At 72.4% G+C, this 15,139-nt stretch carries 15 protein-coding genes; 5 read left to right on the forward strand and 10 right to left on the reverse strand.

Annotated features, from left to right (window positions below):
* Window positions 1–233: 233 nt before the first annotated feature.
* The 3 genes from QEZ54_RS02220 to QEZ54_RS02230 all read right to left on the reverse strand — a co-directional run bounded on the left by QEZ54_RS02220 (window position 234) and on the right by QEZ54_RS02230 (window position 3,044).
* On the reverse strand, window positions 234–1,205 hold the full coding sequence (locus tag QEZ54_RS02220) for a zinc-binding dehydrogenase (RefSeq protein ID WP_281302737.1): 972 nt from the start codon (window positions 1,203–1,205) through the stop codon (window positions 234–236).
* A gap of 203 nt (window positions 1,206–1,408) precedes the next feature.
* Window positions 1,409–2,530, reverse strand: coding sequence for an NADP-dependent malic enzyme (locus tag QEZ54_RS02225; RefSeq protein WP_281303022.1), 1,122 nt, complete (start codon window positions 2,528–2,530; stop codon window positions 1,409–1,411).
* A 196-nt stretch (window positions 2,531–2,726) separates the two neighbouring features.
* Window positions 2,727–3,044, reverse strand: coding sequence for a S24 family peptidase (locus QEZ54_RS02230; RefSeq protein WP_281302738.1), 318 nt, complete (start codon window positions 3,042–3,044; stop codon window positions 2,727–2,729).
* Between the two features lie 78 nt (window positions 3,045–3,122).
* Between QEZ54_RS02230 and sodN the strand changes: the two genes are divergently transcribed.
* Together sodN and QEZ54_RS02240 are read left to right on the forward strand one after the other, a co-directional pair.
* Complete coding sequence (gene sodN, locus QEZ54_RS02235) at window positions 3,123–3,518, forward strand: superoxide dismutase, Ni (RefSeq protein ID WP_212833569.1); 396 nt, start codon at window positions 3,123–3,125, stop codon at window positions 3,516–3,518.
* Between the two features lie 151 nt (window positions 3,519–3,669).
* Complete coding sequence (locus QEZ54_RS02240; protein WP_281303023.1) at window positions 3,670–4,071, forward strand: anti-sigma regulatory factor; 402 nt, start codon at window positions 3,670–3,672, stop codon at window positions 4,069–4,071.
* Between the two features lie 305 nt (window positions 4,072–4,376).
* Here the strand turns inward: QEZ54_RS02240 and QEZ54_RS02245 are convergent, their stop codons facing one another.
* Complete coding sequence (locus QEZ54_RS02245; RefSeq protein WP_281302739.1) at window positions 4,377–4,772, reverse strand: hypothetical protein; 396 nt, start codon at window positions 4,770–4,772, stop codon at window positions 4,377–4,379.
* Between the two features lie 355 nt (window positions 4,773–5,127).
* On the opposite strand from QEZ54_RS02245, the gene QEZ54_RS02250 reads away from it, so the two are divergent.
* Both QEZ54_RS02250 and QEZ54_RS02255 read left to right on the forward strand, forming a co-directional pair.
* Window positions 5,128–6,072, forward strand: coding sequence for a diacylglycerol kinase family protein (locus tag QEZ54_RS02250; protein WP_281302740.1), 945 nt, complete (start codon window positions 5,128–5,130; stop codon window positions 6,070–6,072).
* Between the two features lie 421 nt (window positions 6,073–6,493).
* Window positions 6,494–6,748 carry a WhiB family transcriptional regulator gene (locus tag QEZ54_RS02255; RefSeq protein ID WP_217394322.1) on the forward strand — a complete coding sequence of 85 codons (255 nt, stop codon included), beginning with the start codon at window positions 6,494–6,496 and terminating at the stop codon, window positions 6,746–6,748.
* Window positions 6,749–6,897: 149 nt separating this feature from the next.
* Here the strand turns inward: QEZ54_RS02255 and QEZ54_RS02260 are convergent, their stop codons facing one another.
* The 6 genes from QEZ54_RS02260 to QEZ54_RS02285 all read right to left on the reverse strand — a co-directional run bounded on the left by QEZ54_RS02260 (window position 6,898) and on the right by QEZ54_RS02285 (window position 13,256).
* On the reverse strand, window positions 6,898–7,653 hold the full coding sequence (locus QEZ54_RS02260; RefSeq protein WP_281302741.1) for a CbiX/SirB N-terminal domain-containing protein: 756 nt from the start codon (window positions 7,651–7,653) through the stop codon (window positions 6,898–6,900).
* Window positions 7,643–8,353: a phosphoadenylyl-sulfate reductase gene (locus QEZ54_RS02265; RefSeq protein ID WP_281302742.1), complete on the reverse strand. Its 711-nt coding sequence runs from the start codon at window positions 8,351–8,353 to the stop codon at window positions 7,643–7,645. Before QEZ54_RS02265 ends, QEZ54_RS02260 begins: the two co-directional genes overlap by 11 nt.
* Window positions 8,350–8,544, reverse strand: coding sequence for a hypothetical protein (locus tag QEZ54_RS02270; RefSeq protein WP_281302743.1), 195 nt, complete (start codon window positions 8,542–8,544; stop codon window positions 8,350–8,352). The genes QEZ54_RS02265 and QEZ54_RS02270 overlap by 4 nt, the downstream gene beginning before the upstream one ends.
* Window positions 8,541–10,247 carry a nitrite/sulfite reductase gene (locus QEZ54_RS02275; RefSeq protein ID WP_281302744.1) on the reverse strand — a complete coding sequence of 569 codons (1,707 nt, stop codon included), beginning with the start codon at window positions 10,245–10,247 and terminating at the stop codon, window positions 8,541–8,543. Before QEZ54_RS02275 ends, QEZ54_RS02270 begins: the two co-directional genes overlap by 4 nt.
* A 398-nt stretch (window positions 10,248–10,645) precedes the next feature.
* Entirely contained in the window at window positions 10,646–12,172 is a 1,527-nt protein-coding gene (locus QEZ54_RS02280) for a histidine kinase N-terminal domain-containing protein (RefSeq protein WP_281302745.1), read from the reverse strand.
* Between the two features lie 52 nt (window positions 12,173–12,224).
* Entirely contained in the window at window positions 12,225–13,256 is a 1,032-nt protein-coding gene (locus QEZ54_RS02285; protein WP_281303024.1) for an SIS domain-containing protein, read from the reverse strand.
* 203 nt (window positions 13,257–13,459) lie between these two features.
* Here QEZ54_RS02285 and QEZ54_RS02290 point away from each other — a divergent pair, with 203 nt between their 5' ends.
* On the forward strand, window positions 13,460–15,043 hold the full coding sequence (locus QEZ54_RS02290) for a hypothetical protein (protein ID WP_281302746.1): 1,584 nt from the start codon (window positions 13,460–13,462) through the stop codon (window positions 15,041–15,043).
* Window positions 15,044–15,139 lie beyond the last annotated feature (96 nt).

Consider the following 15,139-nt stretch of genomic DNA (forward strand, 5'->3'; position numbering starts at 1 on the left):
AGCCGGTTCCGAGCCGAGCTCCGCGGCGGACGCCCGGATGGTGATCCGAGGCCGGAAGGGGCCGCGCCCCTGAACGGGCGCTCGCCCTACCCCAGGGTCAGCCCGTGCGCGCACTGCGACCGGCCGGTGCTGCGCGACAACAACGACGACTGGATCCACGCCAACCTGGCGTACGTGTGCCGGGACCGGTGGGGCGGCGTGACCAACACCACCGCCGCCCCGGCGCGGCCGAATCAGCGGCTGTGATCGAGCACGATCTTCCCGAAGGCGTGCCCCGCCGCCAGCTCCTCGAACGCGGTGCGCGCCTGCGAGAAGCCGTACACCCCGGCGACCACCGGGCTGATCTTCTTAGCCGCCAGCAGCTCCAGTAGCGCCGCCAGCTCCTCCCTGGTGCCCATGGTCGACCCGACGATCTCCTGCTGCAGGAAGAACACCCGGCGCAGGTCGACCGTGGCCAGGTGACCCGACGTCGAGCCCGACACCACGATCCGGCCGCCCGGCTTGGTGTTCTTGATCGAGTGGTCGAACGTCGCGGCGCCGACCGTCTCGATCACCACTTCCACCCGCTCGGGCAGGCGGTCACCCGTGGCCAGCGCGGACGCGCCCAGCGCCTGCGCCTGCTCCCGCTTGGCCGCGTCGCGGCTGGTGGCGTACACCCGCGCGCCCAGTGCCCGGCCCAGCACGATCGCCGCGGTGGCCACCCCGCCGCCCGCGCCCTGCACCAGCACGCTGTCGCCCTCGCGCACCCGCCCCCGCGTCGTCAGCATCCGGTACGCCGTGAGCCACGCCGTCGGCACGCACGCCGCGTCGGTCCAGCTCATCCCCTCGGGCTTGGGCACCAGGTTGCGCCGCGGCACGGCCACCAGGTCGGCCAGCGTGCCCGGGTGCAGTTCGGACAGCAGGGTACGGCGCGGATCCAGGGTCTCGTCGCCACCGCCCGCCGCCGGGTCCCCGATCACGGCGTGCACGACCACCTCGTTGCCGTCAGCGTCCACCCCCGCCGCGTCGTTGCCCAGGATCATCGGCAGCTTGTCCGCCGACAGCCCGACCCCCTTGAGCGACCAGAGGTCGTGGTGGTTCAGCGCGCTCGCGCGCACCCGCACCGTCGTCCACCCCTCCGGCACCTCGGGCTCCGGCCGCTCCCCGACGACCAGCCCCGCCAACGGATCATCCTCATTGATCGATTCCGCATAAACCGCACGCATACCCGCGACGCTAACAGCCCTCCCGGCGCACCCCGCGCCCACGCCGCACGCCACCGCGCGCGTCCCCACCGCGCGTGGGCATCGCGCGGAGGCGCCGCGCGGAGTGCAGTTTCGGGGAAACTGCGCGAATCCGATCCAAGATTCCAGCACTTTCCCCGAAACTGCAGCCTGACCCCACCGCCCGCGCGGCCCGCGCGGGTGGGTCAGCGGGTGACGGCGTCGCGGTGGGCGGCGTCGGCGACGGCCGCGGCGACCGCCGGGGCGACGCGCGGGTCCAGTGCGCTGGGCACGATCGCCTCGGGGCTGAGGTCGGCCGCGACCACGTCGGCGATCGCGTTGGCGGCGGCGAGCTTCATGCCCTCGGTGATCCGGGTGGCGCGGGCCTGCAGCGCGCCCCGGAAGATGCCCGGGAACGCGAGCACGTTGTTGATCTGGTTCGGAAAGTCGCTGCGCCCGGTGGCGACGATCGCGGCGTACCGCGCGGCGACCTCCGGGTGGACCTCGGGCGTGGGGTTGGCCAGCGCGAAGATCATGGCGCCGGGCGCCATGCCGGCGACCGCCTCCTCCGGGATCTGCCCGCCCGACACGCCGATCAGCACGTCCGCACCGGACAGCGCGGCGGCGATGTCGCCGCGCACCCCGGCCGCGTTCGTACGCTGCGCCAGCTCCGCCTTGGCCGACCCGGCGACCAGGTCGGACCGCCCCTGGTGGATCGCGCCGCGCGAGTCGCACACGACCAGCGCGGCCGGGTCGACCCCGCCCGCCATCAGCATCTTCGCCACGGCCACCCCGGCCGCGCCGGCCCCGGAGATGACCACCCGCAGGTCGCCGAGCTTGCGCTCGGTCAGCGTCGCGGCGTTGCGCAGGGCGGCGAACACGACCACGGCGGTGCCGTGCTGGTCGTCGTGGAAGACCGGGATGTCCAGGGCCTCCACCAGCCGCTGCTCGATGTCGAAGCAGCGCGGCGCGGAGATGTCCTCCAGGTTGATCCCGCCGAAGCCGGGCGCGAGCGCCTTCACGATCGCCACGATCTCGTCGGGGTCCTGCGTGTCCAGGCAGACCGGCACCGCGTCGACCCCGCCGAACTGCTTGAACAGGACGGCCTTGCCCTCCATGACGGGGAGCGCGGCCTTAGGGCCGATGTTGCCCAGTCCGAGCACGGCCGAGCCGTCGGTGACGACCGCGACGGTGTGCCCCACCCAGGTGTAGTCGTAGGCCAGGGCCGGGTTCTGCGCGATCGCCTCGCAGACGAGCGCGACACCCGGGGTGTACGCCAGGGACAGGTCTTCTCGAGTGGCCAGGGGCACGGTGCTGGCGACGACCATCTTGCCGCCTCGGTGCCGTTCGAACGCCGGATGCTCCACGGTGGACTCCCATAGTCTCAACACACGGGCCGGTCGAGATCAACGACGGGTCAGCGTTGACGCGGCGCGGCGGAGTTCACGGGGTTCTCCCGAGGTCAGGAGTTTATTCCTGGTCTTATGCATGATCAACGACCGGGGTGTCCGGTTGGCGGATTTTTCACACTCCCTTGCCTCGCAGCAGCCGGGGCCGGGGCCAGTAGCGGCACAGCACCCGGCCGACGGCGTCGGCCACGCCGTACGCCCGGGAGTCGTCGGTGACCAGGTCGTTGTCGCCGCGCAGCCACCAGCCGCCGTCGCGCGCGGCCTCCACCCGCTTGACTACCAGCAGGTCAGGACGGGTACGGAACCGGGCGACCACCACATCGCCGGGCCGGATGGCGCGCCCGCCGCGGCGTACCAGCAGCATGTCGTCGTGGCGCAGGGTGGGCGCCATGGACGGTCCGCGCACGATTACGGGATACAGCGGCCAACGCAATGTGTTCTCCTCGCCGGTATAGGGTCGACCTGGGGATCATTGTCCCGTTCAGACCTACCGCAACTCATGGAGGACCTGATGCAGTTCTTCAAGCCGCGCACCGTGGTGAGCGCGCACTGCGACCTGCCCTGCGGCGTGTACGACCCGGCGCAGGCGCGGATCGAGGCCGAGTCGATCAAGGCCATCTGCGAGAAGTACCAGGCCAACACCGACCCCGAGTTCCGCACCCGGGCGCTGGTGATCAAGGAGCAGCGCGCTGAGCTGGTCAAGCACCACCTGTGGGTGCTGTGGACCGACTACTTCAAGGCGCCGCACTTCGAGAAGTACCCGCAGCTGCACCAGCTGTTCAACGAGGCCACCAAGCTGGCCGGCGCGGGCGGCGCGAAGGGCCAGGCCGACCCGGCCGTCGCCGAGCAGCTGCTCGGCAAGATCGAGGAGATCTCCAAGATCTTCTGGGAGACCAAGCAGGCCTGATCGGTCTCTTCTCCCGGTGTGCGGCCAGCGTCGGCGGCACACCGGGAGACCGCGTACGGGCTGCGCGTGCGGATTCCGGCTCACGCGGAACGCGCGCGGGTGCCCGGCCATGAGCTAGGCTCCGCGCCGGGGGGTTGGCGAGGTGAGTCAGATTCTGCACAGCACGGCGGAGCCGGTCACGGACAACGTCGTCGCGGTCACCGTGCCCGCCGACGGCGGCTGGCTCGGCATTCTGCGTACGGCGACCGCGGGGCTCGCCGCGCGCCTGCGCTTCGCGGGCGACAAGATCGAAGATCTGCGCATCGCCGTCGACGAGGCCTGCGCCATGCTGCTGGTCATCGCCCCACCCGGGGCCGACCTGCACTGCCGCTTCGAGATCGGCGAGACCGAACTGGGCGTGGTCGTCTCCGCCCCCGCCGACGCCCGCCGCAGACTCCCCGAGCCCTCCGCCTTCGCCTGGAAGGTCCTCAACGGCCTCACCTCACGCGTCGAGGCGGAACAGACCCCCGACCGCGCCACCATCCGCCTGGTAACCGAACTCCCCCACCCCTGACCCCCACCCCTTCCCGTCGATCATGAACTTATGGCCCTGTTCGACGGCGTGTCGCTGCCACAACTTCATGATCGACTTTCGGGGTTGACGGGTGGGTGGCGGGGTTCGTCCGGTAGTTCGCCGGCGAGGTGGCCGCAGATCGCGATCTTCCGACGATGATCACTGTTCGCGGTCGGAACACAGGGTTCAGCCACCCCTTTTGACCGCAACCGACGATCTTCCAAAGAAGATCACGCCCAGCGGAACAGAAGTCGGGGTCGGGGCGGATCGACCGGCGGATGCCGGAGGCGGGCGGCGGGGCCGGGTTACCAGCCGAGGGTTCGGGTGGTGGCGGGTGCCAGGACACAGGCGATGACGCCGGCGGCGGTTGCGGCCACGAGCCAGCCCAGCGTCGACTGGCCACCAGTGATCATGAAGTACGACGGGGCGAGCAGCAGCAGCTCCAGGGCGAGCACCGGCCCCCGGGCCCGCGGGCTGCGCCGCAGCAGCAGCCAGGCGCCGCCGCCGAGCCACGCCGCGATGGCCACCGCGAACACCGTCACGCCCGCCGCGATCCGCATGTCGGCCGCCTCGGCGGTCAGGTCGGCGTAGAGGAGCACGCCCGCCACCACGGTGACCGCCAGCGCCTGCAGCGCGAGCAGGGCGACCGCGCCGAGCAGGGACGCGGGCAACCGGGTCGTGGTGGTACCGGAGTCGGACATGGCTCCCCCTTCGCTTCCCCGAGACCCTAGCGCGCCGCCGTCACCCACCCCGCACTCCCGCCCACCTCGCACTCCCGCCCCCACCGCACTCCCGCCCACCTCGCACTCCCGCGCACGCCGCTCCCCGCGTGGGGACATCCCGACCGCAACGCGCCCCACCAGGGCCGCCCCCCACAACACCCCGACCCCGACGCCGCAGTTTCGGCGAAATTGCGGCGATGCGGCGTCGAATTCGTGCAGTTTTCCCGAAACCGCACGACGCCGCTCGACGCGACCCGGGGCGGGGGGACGCGGTGTGTCACGTCTTGAGGACCGGGGGTAAGGGCTGGTGGGGCGGCCCGGTACATTGCCGGGCATGCGAGGTCTGCTCGTCGTGAACCCGAAGGCCACCACCACCAGCGCGCGCACGCGGGACGTGCTCGCCGATGCGCTGCGCAGCCGGATGGACCTGACCATGGGCTACACCCGCCGCCGGGGGCACGGGTTCGACCTGGCCCGCGACGCGGCGACACAGGACATGGACGTGGTGGTCGCCCTGGGCGGCGACGGCACGGTCAACGAGGTCGTGAACGGCCTGATGGCCGCGGAGCGCGGCGACCGGACCCCGGCCCTGGCCGTGGTCCCCGGCGGCTCCACGAACGTGTTCGTACGGGCGCTGGGCCTGCCGCGCGCCCCCGTGGACGCGACGGCCGTCATCCTGTCGGCGCTGCGCGCCGGCCGGTCCCGCCGGGTGGGCCTGGGCCGGGCCGACGACCGCTACTTCACCTTCTGCGCCGGGCTGGGGCTGGACGCCGCCGTCGTGCGCCGGGTGGAGCAGGCACGCCGCAAGGGCCGCCGCTCGACTCCGGCGCTCTATCTGCGCTCGACGCTGGGCCAGTACTTCTTCGATTCGGGCCGCCGCAAGCCTGGGCTGACCCTGACGGAGCCGGGCGAGGACGCCGAGAACGGGCTGGCGAACGTGATCGTGCAGAACACCGCGCCGTGGACGTACCTGGGTGAGCGGCCGATCCACGCGAGCGCCCGCGCTTCGTTCGACACGGGACTGGACGTGCTGGCGCTCAGGGCCCTCCACCTGCCCAGTACCCTTCATACGGTCACCCAGATGCTGTCCCGTCAGCCGGACGATCCCGCCGATCGATCAGACATGGACGGCGACAAGGTGATGATCCGCCACGACTTGGCGGAATTCGAGGTCCATTGCGACACCCCGCAGGCATTCCAACTGGACGGCGACTATCTCGGTGAGCGCGAAAAGGTGAAATTCACCTCGGTACCGGGTGCCCTGCGCGTAATCTGCTAAGAGTCGCCCCGACAGGGGATTCGACGCGCATCTGTGTCGATGGGCACATGTGACACGACCTGGAAACACTGGCGACGTCTAACCGCCGGTACTACATTGATCACTGACTGTCGCTAATCAAGGTCGGGGATCACGCCCGGTGATCCGGACAAATCGGTCGTGAGCTTGCTCACCCGTCTGTCCTAATTTCGAGCACCCCCCTTGACATCGCGGGAGTTCGTGAAAGCATTCACAAGCGTACGGAGCGCTGAACCTGTTGCTCGCATACGCGCCGCCGGTTTCGGTAGCGGTCAGTGATGACTCGGATCGCATCCAAATCGCCTCACGCGCGTTCGCATACAGAGAAGCACCGCAACGTACGACCAAGCCTCAGCAAGCCTTAGCAAGTCCCACTGCCATCACCACAAGGAGTGTTTCCGCCATGGACTGGCGCCACCATTCAGTCTGCCGTGACGAAGACCCGGAGCTGTTCTTCCCGATCGGGACGTCCGGCCCCGCACTGCTTCAGGTCGAGCAGGCAAAGGCGGTGTGCCGTCGTTGCTCCGTCGCCGACGAGTGCCTCAAGTGGGCTCTCGAGACGGGCCAGGACGCCGGCGTCTGGGGCGGGATGAGCGAAGAGGAACGGCGTGCAGTCAAGCGCCGCGGCGGCCTCCGGGTCCGCGCGCACTCCCTCTGAGCACCAACCCGCAACACCCGCACCGCACCACCACCAAAACGTAGAAAGCCCCGATGAGCGCTGTTGCTCCGGGGCTTTTACGTTGCCCAGGCCAACTCACGCACGGTATCGGGAGAGTGGCACTGAGCGCAAATCGTCGAAAACGGCGCTCAGACGGCCGTGAGCGCGAGCTGCGGCTCCACGGCACTGGCAGCAGCCAGCACAAGGCTTACGAGCTCTCTGGCCGCGCCCAGCGGTGCCGCCGCCCCCACCGCGCCAGCCTGTAGCGCATCGGACATCACCGTGTCGTACAGCCGACCCGGCGCGAGGAAGTAGGCCGCCGCGGCCACCCGCCGCGCCCCGGCCGCGCGCAGCGCCGCGACCGCCTCGGCGCCGCCCGGCCCGCCCGCGCTGGCGTACGCCACCTCGCACGGCACCCCGAGCCGCCGGCCCAGCTCCGCCGCGACACCGGTCACCGTGGCCCGCCCGGAGGCGACACTCGTCCCGGCCGCGGCCAGCACCACGGCGTCGTACTCCGGGCACGCCTCGCGCAGCCGCCGGACCAGCCCCGCCAGCAGCGGCTCGGACACCGCGCCCAGCGTGTCCGCGATCACGCAGTCGAAGCCCGCCACCTGCGCGGGCAGGTCCACCCGGCCGTGGTACGCCCGGGTCAGCAGCACCGGCACCACAACCGGGGCCGCAGCGCCCGAGTCCCGCAGCGCGGCCAGCACCCGGGCGGGCGACGGCTCGGCCAGCTCCAGGAACGCCGAGCGCACGTCCAGCCCGGGGCGGGCCGCGGCGACCCCGCGCGCCAGCGCCCGGGTGGACGCCTGGGCGCGCGGGTCGCGCGAGCCGTGCGCCACCAGCACCAGCGGGGGGCGCTCCCCCGCCGGGGCCAGTGGGTGGATCAGCAGCTCATGCGGCATGCAGGCCGCATTCGGTCTTGTCGAACATGGCCCAGCGCCCGGCGCGCGCGTCCTCGCCCGGCTCCACCCGGCGGGTGCACGGCCAGCAGCCGACCGAGCCGTAGCCCTGGTTGAGCAGCTGGTTGACGGGCACCTCGTGGGCGGCGATGTAGTCGTCGACGTCGGCCTGGGTCCAGTTGGCCAGCGGATTGACCTTGACCTTGCCGCGGGCGTGCTCGAAGTGCACCACCGGGGTGTTCGCCCGGGAGGGTGACTCGTCGCGGCGCAGTCCGGCACCCCAGGCGTCGTACTCGGCCAGGGCCTGCTCCAGGGGGCGGACCTTGCGCAGGTAGCAGCAGGAGTCGGGGTCGCGCGAGTACAGCCGGGGGCCGTACTGCTCGTCCTGCTCCGCCAGGGTCAGCTCGGGGCGCACCGTGCGCACCGTCACCGGGATGCTGCGCGATGCGATGTCGCGCACCCGCAGCGTCTCGGCGAAGTGCAGCCCGGTGTCCAGGAAGACCACCTCGACGCCCGGCACGACCCGGCCCGCGACGTGCGCGAGCACCGCGTCGGCGAACGAGCTGGTGATGGCGAAGCGGGAGCCGAAGGTGGCGGCGGCCCAGCCGATGATCTCCTCGGCCGGGGCGCCCTCCAGCTCCTTGCCCGCGCGGGTGGCTAGTTCGATCAGTTCCTCGGTGGTGCGACGGGCCTCGATGGTCACGGCGTCTCCCTCCCCAGCAGGCCCAGCATCTTCAGTGCGAAAACCCGTCGGCAGGCCCGGCACTCCCACTGCCCGTGCCTGCTCGGCGCGGGCTCCTCGTCGGTCTCCGGCCCCGCGTGCGGCCGCAGGAACTGCTCCTCGCCGCAGAACGGGCAGTAGTACGGCACCGCGCGTTGAGCACCCTCGCTCATCGAAGTTCTTCCTCGTCCACGCGCAGCACCCATTCGGCGAACGGCTCGGTCGCGTCCTTGCGGCCGTCGAGGTACCGGCGCACCAGGCGCTCGGCGTACTGGGGCAGCTCGTCGGCGGTGGTCTTGAGGCCGCGCAGCTTGCGGCCGAAGTTCGGGTTCTGGCCCTGCGCCATGCTCAGCGCGCCGCCCAGGTGCACCTGGAAGCCCTCGACCATCTCGCCGTCCGGGCCGGGGACCAGCTGGCCCTTGAGCCCGATGTCGCCGACCTGGGTACGCGCGCACGCGTTCGGGCAGCCGTTGACGTTGATCGAGACCGAGCCGTCGATGCGGCCGAACACCTTCTCCAGGTGCGCCACGGTCTTCGCGGCGGTCGCCTTGGTCTCGACGATGGCCAGCTTGCAGAACTCGATGCCGGTGCAGGCCATGGTGTCGCGCCGGAAGCTCGACGGCCGGGCCTGCAGCCCGATCGCGTCCAGCGCCGCGATCAGCGACTCGACCCTGTCCTCGGCGACGTCGAGCACGAGCAGCTTCTGGTACGGCGTCAGCCGCACCCGCCCCGAGCCGTGCGCCTCGGCGATGTCGGCGACCTGGTTCAGCACCGTGCCGCTGACCCGACCGGCCACCGCGGCCACGCCGACGTAGAACTTCCCGTCCCGCTGCCGGTGCACGCCGATGTGGTCGATGGCGTGCTCGGGCAGGACCGGCGCCGGGCCGTCGACGAGTTTGCGGCCGAGGAACTCGTCCTCCAGGATCTGGCGGAACTTGTCCACACCCCAGTCGGCGATCAGGAACTTGATCCGGGCGCGGGCGCGCAGGCGCCGGTAGCCGTAGTCGCGGAACAGGCGCGCCACCGCGGCGTACACCTCGGCGACCTCGTGCAGGGGCACCCAGGCGCCCAGGCGCTGGGCGAGCATCGGGTTGGTGGACAGGCCGCCGCCGACCCACAGGTCGAAGCCGGGGCCGTGCTCGGGGTGCACGGCGCCGAGGAACGAGATGTCGTTCGCCTCGTACGGCACGTCGGCCAGCCAGGAGACCACGGACTTGAACTTGCGGGGCAGATTGGACAGCGTCGGGTCGCCGATGTACTTCTCGACGATCTCCTGGATCGCCGGGGTCCCGTCGAGCACCTCGTCGGCGCTGATGCCCGCCACCGGGCTGCCCATCACCACGCGCGGGGTGTCGCCGCACGCCTCAGTGCTGGACAGGCCGACCGCCTCGATCTCCCGCCAGATCGCGGGCACGTCCTCGATCCGCACCCAGTGCAGCTGGACGTTCTGGCGGTCGGTGATGTCGGCGGTGTCGCGGCCGTACTTGATCGACACGTTCGCGACCGCGCGCAGCTGGGCCAGGTCGAGCTGGCCGCCGTCGATGCGCACGCGGAGCATGAAGTACTCGTCGTCCAGCTCGTGCGGCTCCAGGACCGCGGTGCGGCCGCCGTCGATCCCGGGCTTGCGCTGGGTGTAGAGCCCCCACCAGCGAAGCCGGCCGCGCAGGTCGGCGGGGTCGATCGAGGCGAACCCGCGGTGGGCGTAGATGTTCTCGACGCGGGCGCGCACGTTGAGCCCGTTGTCGTCCTTCTTCGTGCGCTCGTTGGGGTTGAGGGGTTCCCGGTGGCCCAACGCCCACTGGCCCTCACCACGCGGTTTGCGCGCGGCCCGGCCCGGGGTGGCTGCCGGCGACTGCGGTGCTGCTGATGCTGCCATCGCAGCGTCCTCCTGTGATCCTATAGAGCGAGAGCGCGCCTGCGCGCCGTCCCGCGGATCACGCGGATTCAAGCATGTGAATGCTTCGGCGCGGAGGTCGCGCCCGGTTTCGAGAAAGAGAAAACGGACCGGGCGCCTCAGCCGGCCGGACAGATCGCGCTGCGCACACGGCCGAAGTCGATGTGGCGGCGGGCGGTGAGCCCGAGCCCCATCAGGCGGCGGTGGGCAGCGGGATTCATGCGACAACTCTCTCACGGCCGCTGACCCCGTGCCAATCGTCAGCCGTGCAACGTCCCACATGTTGACGCTTACGTGACGCAGATCGCTCCCGCGGGGCGGACACCGCCCACCCCGGCGGCGCCCGCCGTTAAGCGGCTGTGAACACCTCCGGCGCGAGGTCAGCGCTCCCGCTTGGCCAGCGGGACGAACAGCACCGCCTCGGTGCCGCCGCCTTCCCGATTGCGCAGCTCGATGCTCCCCCGCAGCTCACCGGTGGTGAGCGTACGGATGATCTGCAGTCCGAGCCGCTTGTTCGCGGTCGGGTCGAAGTCCTCCGGCAGCCCGCGCCCGTTGTCGGCGACCACCACGTGCAGCTCCTTCTTGGCCCGCTCGACCCGCACCACCACCTCGGCGCCGGTCGGCACGCTGCCCTCGACCGCCTCGAACCCGTGCTCGACCGCGTTGAGCAGCAGCTCGTTCAGGACCATCACCAGCGGGGTGGCGATCTCGGCGGGCAGCACGCCGAAGGTGCCGTCCCGCCGGGTGCGTACCGGCGACTCCGGCGAGGCGACCTCGGCCGCCGCGTTGGCGACCCGGTCGACGATCCCGTCGAACTCGACCGCCTCGTCGGCCGACATCGCCAGCGTCTCGTGCACCAGCGCGATCGACGCCACCCGGCGTACCGACTCCTCCAGCGCGGCCCGCGCCTCGGGCAGGGTGACCCGCCGGGCCTGCAGCCGCAGCAGCGCCGCGACCGTCTGCAGGTTGTTCTTGACCCGGTGGTGGATCTCGCGGATCGTCGCGTCCTTGGTGATCAGCGCCCGGTCCCGCCGCTTGACCTCGGTGATGTCGCGCACCAGCACCAGCGCGCCGATCGGCACGCCCGCGGGCATCAGCGGCAGCGCCCGGCTGAGCACGGTGGCGGTCCGCGCCTCGATCTCCTTGCGCGGCGGCGCGTCCCCGCGCAGCGCGCCCAGGATGCGGTTGCTCGCCTCCGAGCCCTCCAGCGGGTCCTCGGCCAGCCGGTTGAACAGGGCGGCCAGGTCCTCGCCGACCAGGTGGGCGGAGAAGCCCAGGCGCCGGATCGCCGACTGCGCGTTGGGCGAGGCGTAGGTGACCTTGCCGCTGCCGTCCAGCCGGATCAGGCCGTCGCCCACGCGCGGGGCCGAGGTGGTCTCGCCCGCGTGCCGGGTCGCCGGGAAGGTGCCGTCGGCGATCATCTGGGCCAGGTCGTCGGCGGTGGTCAGGTAGTTCAGTTCGAGCTGGCTCGGGGTGCGGGCGGTGGACAGGTTGGTGTCGCGGCCGACCACGGCCATCACGTCGCCCGCCTCGCCGTCGGCGCTGCGGCGGCGCACCGGGATCGCCTCGTGGCGGGCGGGGGTGTCGCCGTACCAGACGGGGTCGCCCTCGCGCCAGATCCGGCCCTGCTCGCGCGCCACCGCCAGATGGGCCACCTCGGCCCCGTGCGAGATCCGCCCGACCTGGTCGTCCTGGTACGCCGTGGGTGCCGTGGTGGGGCGCACCTGCGCGACGCACAGGTACGCCAGCGACCCGGCCGGGTGGTTCTCCACCGGCACCCACAGCAGCAGGTCCGCGAAGGACAGGTCGGAGATCAGCTGCCAGTCCCCGGCGAGCCGGTGCAGATGATCGATATCGGCCGGCCCCAGGGAGGTGTGCTCCTCCACCAGCTCACGCAGTGTCGACACGAGTGAAGCCTCTCATGCCCGCACCCTGCGATGACGGTCAGCCGGAAACGGCTCACAGCGTGGTCGTGACCTTCTTCAGCCCGCGCGGGGCGTCCGGGTCGTTGCCGCGGGCCAGGGCCAGCGCCATGACCATCTGCTGCACCGGCAGGATCTCCAGCAGCGGGGCGTAGCGCTCGTCCACGGCGGGCACCGGCAGCTGCGCGTGCGCGCCGGCCACCGGGTCCGGGCCGATCGCGACCACGTCGGCGCTGCGCTCGTCGAGCCGGGCCAGCACGTCGCGCATGGCCTGCCCGCCGGGGCCGTTGCCCACGAAGGCGAGCACCGGCACGTCGGGCTGGGTCATCGCGAGCGGGCCGTGCAGCAGGTCCGCGCCGGAGAAGGCCAGCGCGGGCAGGTACGACGTCTCCATCAGCTTGAGCGCCGACTCGCGCGCCGACGGGTAGGCGTAGCCCCGGCCCGTGGTGACCATGCGGGCGGCGAACCGGTAGCGCGCGGCCAGCTCGGTGGCGGTGGTGTCGGCCAGGGTGCGCTCGGCCAGCTCCGGCAGCGCGGCCAGGGCGGCCTGCTCGTCGGCGGGCAGCGCGCCGCCGTTGCGTACCCCCTCGATGAGCTGGAGCAGCGCGAACAGCTCGGCGGTGTAGGTCTTGGTGGCCGCGACGGCGCGCTCGTGCCCGGCGGCGACGTCGACCGACAGCTCGGCGGTCTGCGCGAGCACCGAGTCGGGCGCGTTGGTGACGGCGAGCGTGAGCGCGCCGGACTCGCGGGCCACCCGGACCACCTCGGTCAGGTCGGGCGAGCCGCCGCTCTGCGAGACCCCGATGACCAGGGCGTGCGACAGGTCGGGGCGGGCGCCGAAAACGGTGATCGCGCTCGGCGAGGCGAGCCCGGCGGGCAGGCCCAGCCGGATCTCGGTCAGGTAAGACCCGTACAGGGCCGCGTGGTCGGAGGTGCCCCGGGCGACGAACACCACGTGCTTGGGCTGCCGCTGCGCGATCACCTTGGCGACCTGCGCGATGGCCCCGGCGCTGGCCGGCTCCAGCAGCCCGGCCATGACCTGCGGCTGCTCCGCGATGTCGGTCGCCATCCCGTTTCCGCGCTGCACCATCTCCACCACACCCATCATCGGCGCGCGGCGCGGCGGGATCCGCCACCCTGCGCGCAAGTCGCTCGGTTCGTGCGCAGTCTTGCACGATTGAACGCGGTACGGCAACACTACGCGCACTAATGAGCAGGCTCACACATCGGCGCGTATTGCTCTAGCCTGTCTGCCATCGAGGGGAGGATCGCGTGTCCGACGGCGTCGACGACCCGCGTCAGGAGGCGCTGGGCGAGCTCGCCCTCGCCGCCCTGGCCTGGGAGGAGCAGGACTACGAGCACGCCGCGAACCACGTGTGCGCGGCGCTGGCGCACGAGCCGACCCTGCCGGAGGCGCACGAGCTCCTCGCCCGGCTGGCCGCCCGCGACGACGACGGCGGGATGGCCCTGTTCCGGCCCGGCCGGCGCGCCTTCATCGGGCAGGTCGTGGCGTACGCGCACGTGCTGGCCCGCCGCGGCGACGTCGTCGACGCCCTGTCCCTGCTGGCCCAGGCCACCGCGCACGACCCGTCCCGGGCCTGGGCCGACGTCGCCTGGGTGCACGCGGTCGACCCGGGCGCGCTCAACCCGGAGCACCTGGTCGGCCTGCTGCTGACCGTGCTCGGGGCGCTGCCCGACCCGGCGCCCGCGCCGGTGGCCGCGGCCAACCGGGCCTACCTGTCGCTGGCCGAGCGGGCCCTGGCCGCGTTCCCGCGCGCGGCGCTGCTGCACGGGGCCGCCTCCGGGGTCGCCCGGCGGATGGGCGCGGTGCCCCTGGCGCTGCGCTGGTCCGCCCGGGGCGCCCAGCTGGAGTCCGGCAAGCTCACCGAGATGTGGCGGGCCAACGCGCTGCGCGCCGACGGCCAGCTCGACGCGGCCGTGGCGGCGATGCGGACCGCGCAGCGGCACGATCCGGACGACCTCGCCGTCACCTCGGACCTGGCGATCTGGCTGACCGAGGCGGGTCAGGCCGGGGAGGGCCTGCGCCTGATCGAGGCGGCGATCCGCCGCGACCCGTCCTACGACTGCGCCGTGCACACCGCGCACCGGCTGCGCTTCCTCGCCGACGGCGACCCCGAGCACCTGGTCGCGCTCGCCGACTTCACCCGGACCCAGCCGTCGGTCAGCCACGAGCACCTGGACCTCGACGAGTGCTGCGAGGCGCTGCCGTGGCTGGGCTTCGTACCCCCGCCGGACGGTGCCCCGGCGCCGGACGGGCGGGCACCGGCGCTGCCGGTCCGCGGCCGACGCGACCTCGACGCGCTGCTGGACCTGGGCTGGGGCCCGCCACCGTCGCGGTACGACCTGGCGATCCGCCTGTCCGGGCTGGGCGCCGACGACCTGCTCGCCGCGCTGCACGCCGCCGAGGGCGGCGACGCCGCGGCCCGGCGGCGCCAGCTGTGGTGCTGCCTGGGCCTGCTGCACCACCGCACCGGCGAGCCGTGGCCGGTCTCGACCCGGCGTCGGCTGCTGGTCGAACTGGCCTTCGGCGCGGCCGACCGGGCCGCCGAGGCGGCGCTGTACGCCATGGTCACCGCCGCGTGGGTGGACCCCGACTGCCGGGCCGACGTGGCCGAGCTGGTCGCCGCCCGGTTCGACGCCTCGCCTGACGGGGGCGGCACGACGGTGGCCCAGCTCGCCTTCGTGACCCCCGGGGTCGATCCGGCGGTGCGGGCGCGCATCTGGACGGTCTGCGAGCGAGCGTGGCCGCGCTCGTACCAACCTGCGGCTTCGCGGGCACCGGCCCTGCCGATGCCGCGCCGGTCCTGGCTGGACCGCCTGCTCCGCCGCCCCTGACCCGGCGCGCCCCCACCCGGGCAGGCGACACCCCCGGCGACAGGCGGGTCGCCGGGGGTGTCAGGTCTTGCTGCAGTTTCGGGGAAACTGCTGGAA

The organism is Catellatospora sp. KI3, from assembly GCF_029948125.1.
Taxonomy (GTDB): Bacteria; Actinomycetota; Actinomycetes; order Mycobacteriales; family Micromonosporaceae; genus Catellatospora.

Bases quoted from the DNA above. Each gene is read 5' to 3' on its own strand.
- QEZ54_RS02220 (WP_281302737.1), bottom strand. From the start codon at position 1,205: ATGCGTGCGGTTTATGCGGAATCGATCAATGAGGATGATCCGTTGGCG.
- QEZ54_RS02225 (WP_281303022.1), bottom strand. From the start codon at position 2,530: ATGGTCGTCGCCAGCACCGTGCCCCTGGCCACTCGAGAAGACCTGTCC.
- sodN (WP_212833569.1), top strand. From the start codon at position 3,123: ATGCAGTTCTTCAAGCCGCGCACCGTGGTGAGCGCGCACTGCGACCTG.
- QEZ54_RS02245 (WP_281302739.1), bottom strand. From the start codon at position 4,772: ATGTCCGACTCCGGTACCACCACGACCCGGTTGCCCGCGTCCCTGCTC.
- QEZ54_RS02250 (WP_281302740.1), top strand. From the start codon at position 5,128: ATGCGAGGTCTGCTCGTCGTGAACCCGAAGGCCACCACCACCAGCGCG.
- QEZ54_RS02255 (WP_217394322.1), top strand. From the start codon at position 6,494: ATGGACTGGCGCCACCATTCAGTCTGCCGTGACGAAGACCCGGAGCTG.
- QEZ54_RS02260 (WP_281302741.1), bottom strand. From the start codon at position 7,653: ATGCCGCATGAGCTGCTGATCCACCCACTGGCCCCGGCGGGGGAGCGC.
- QEZ54_RS02270 (WP_281302743.1), bottom strand. From the start codon at position 8,544: ATGAGCGAGGGTGCTCAACGCGCGGTGCCGTACTACTGCCCGTTCTGC.
- QEZ54_RS02275 (WP_281302744.1), bottom strand. From the start codon at position 10,247: ATGGCAGCATCAGCAGCACCGCAGTCGCCGGCAGCCACCCCGGGCCGG.
- QEZ54_RS02285 (WP_281303024.1), bottom strand. From the start codon at position 13,256: ATGGCGACCGACATCGCGGAGCAGCCGCAGGTCATGGCCGGGCTGCTG.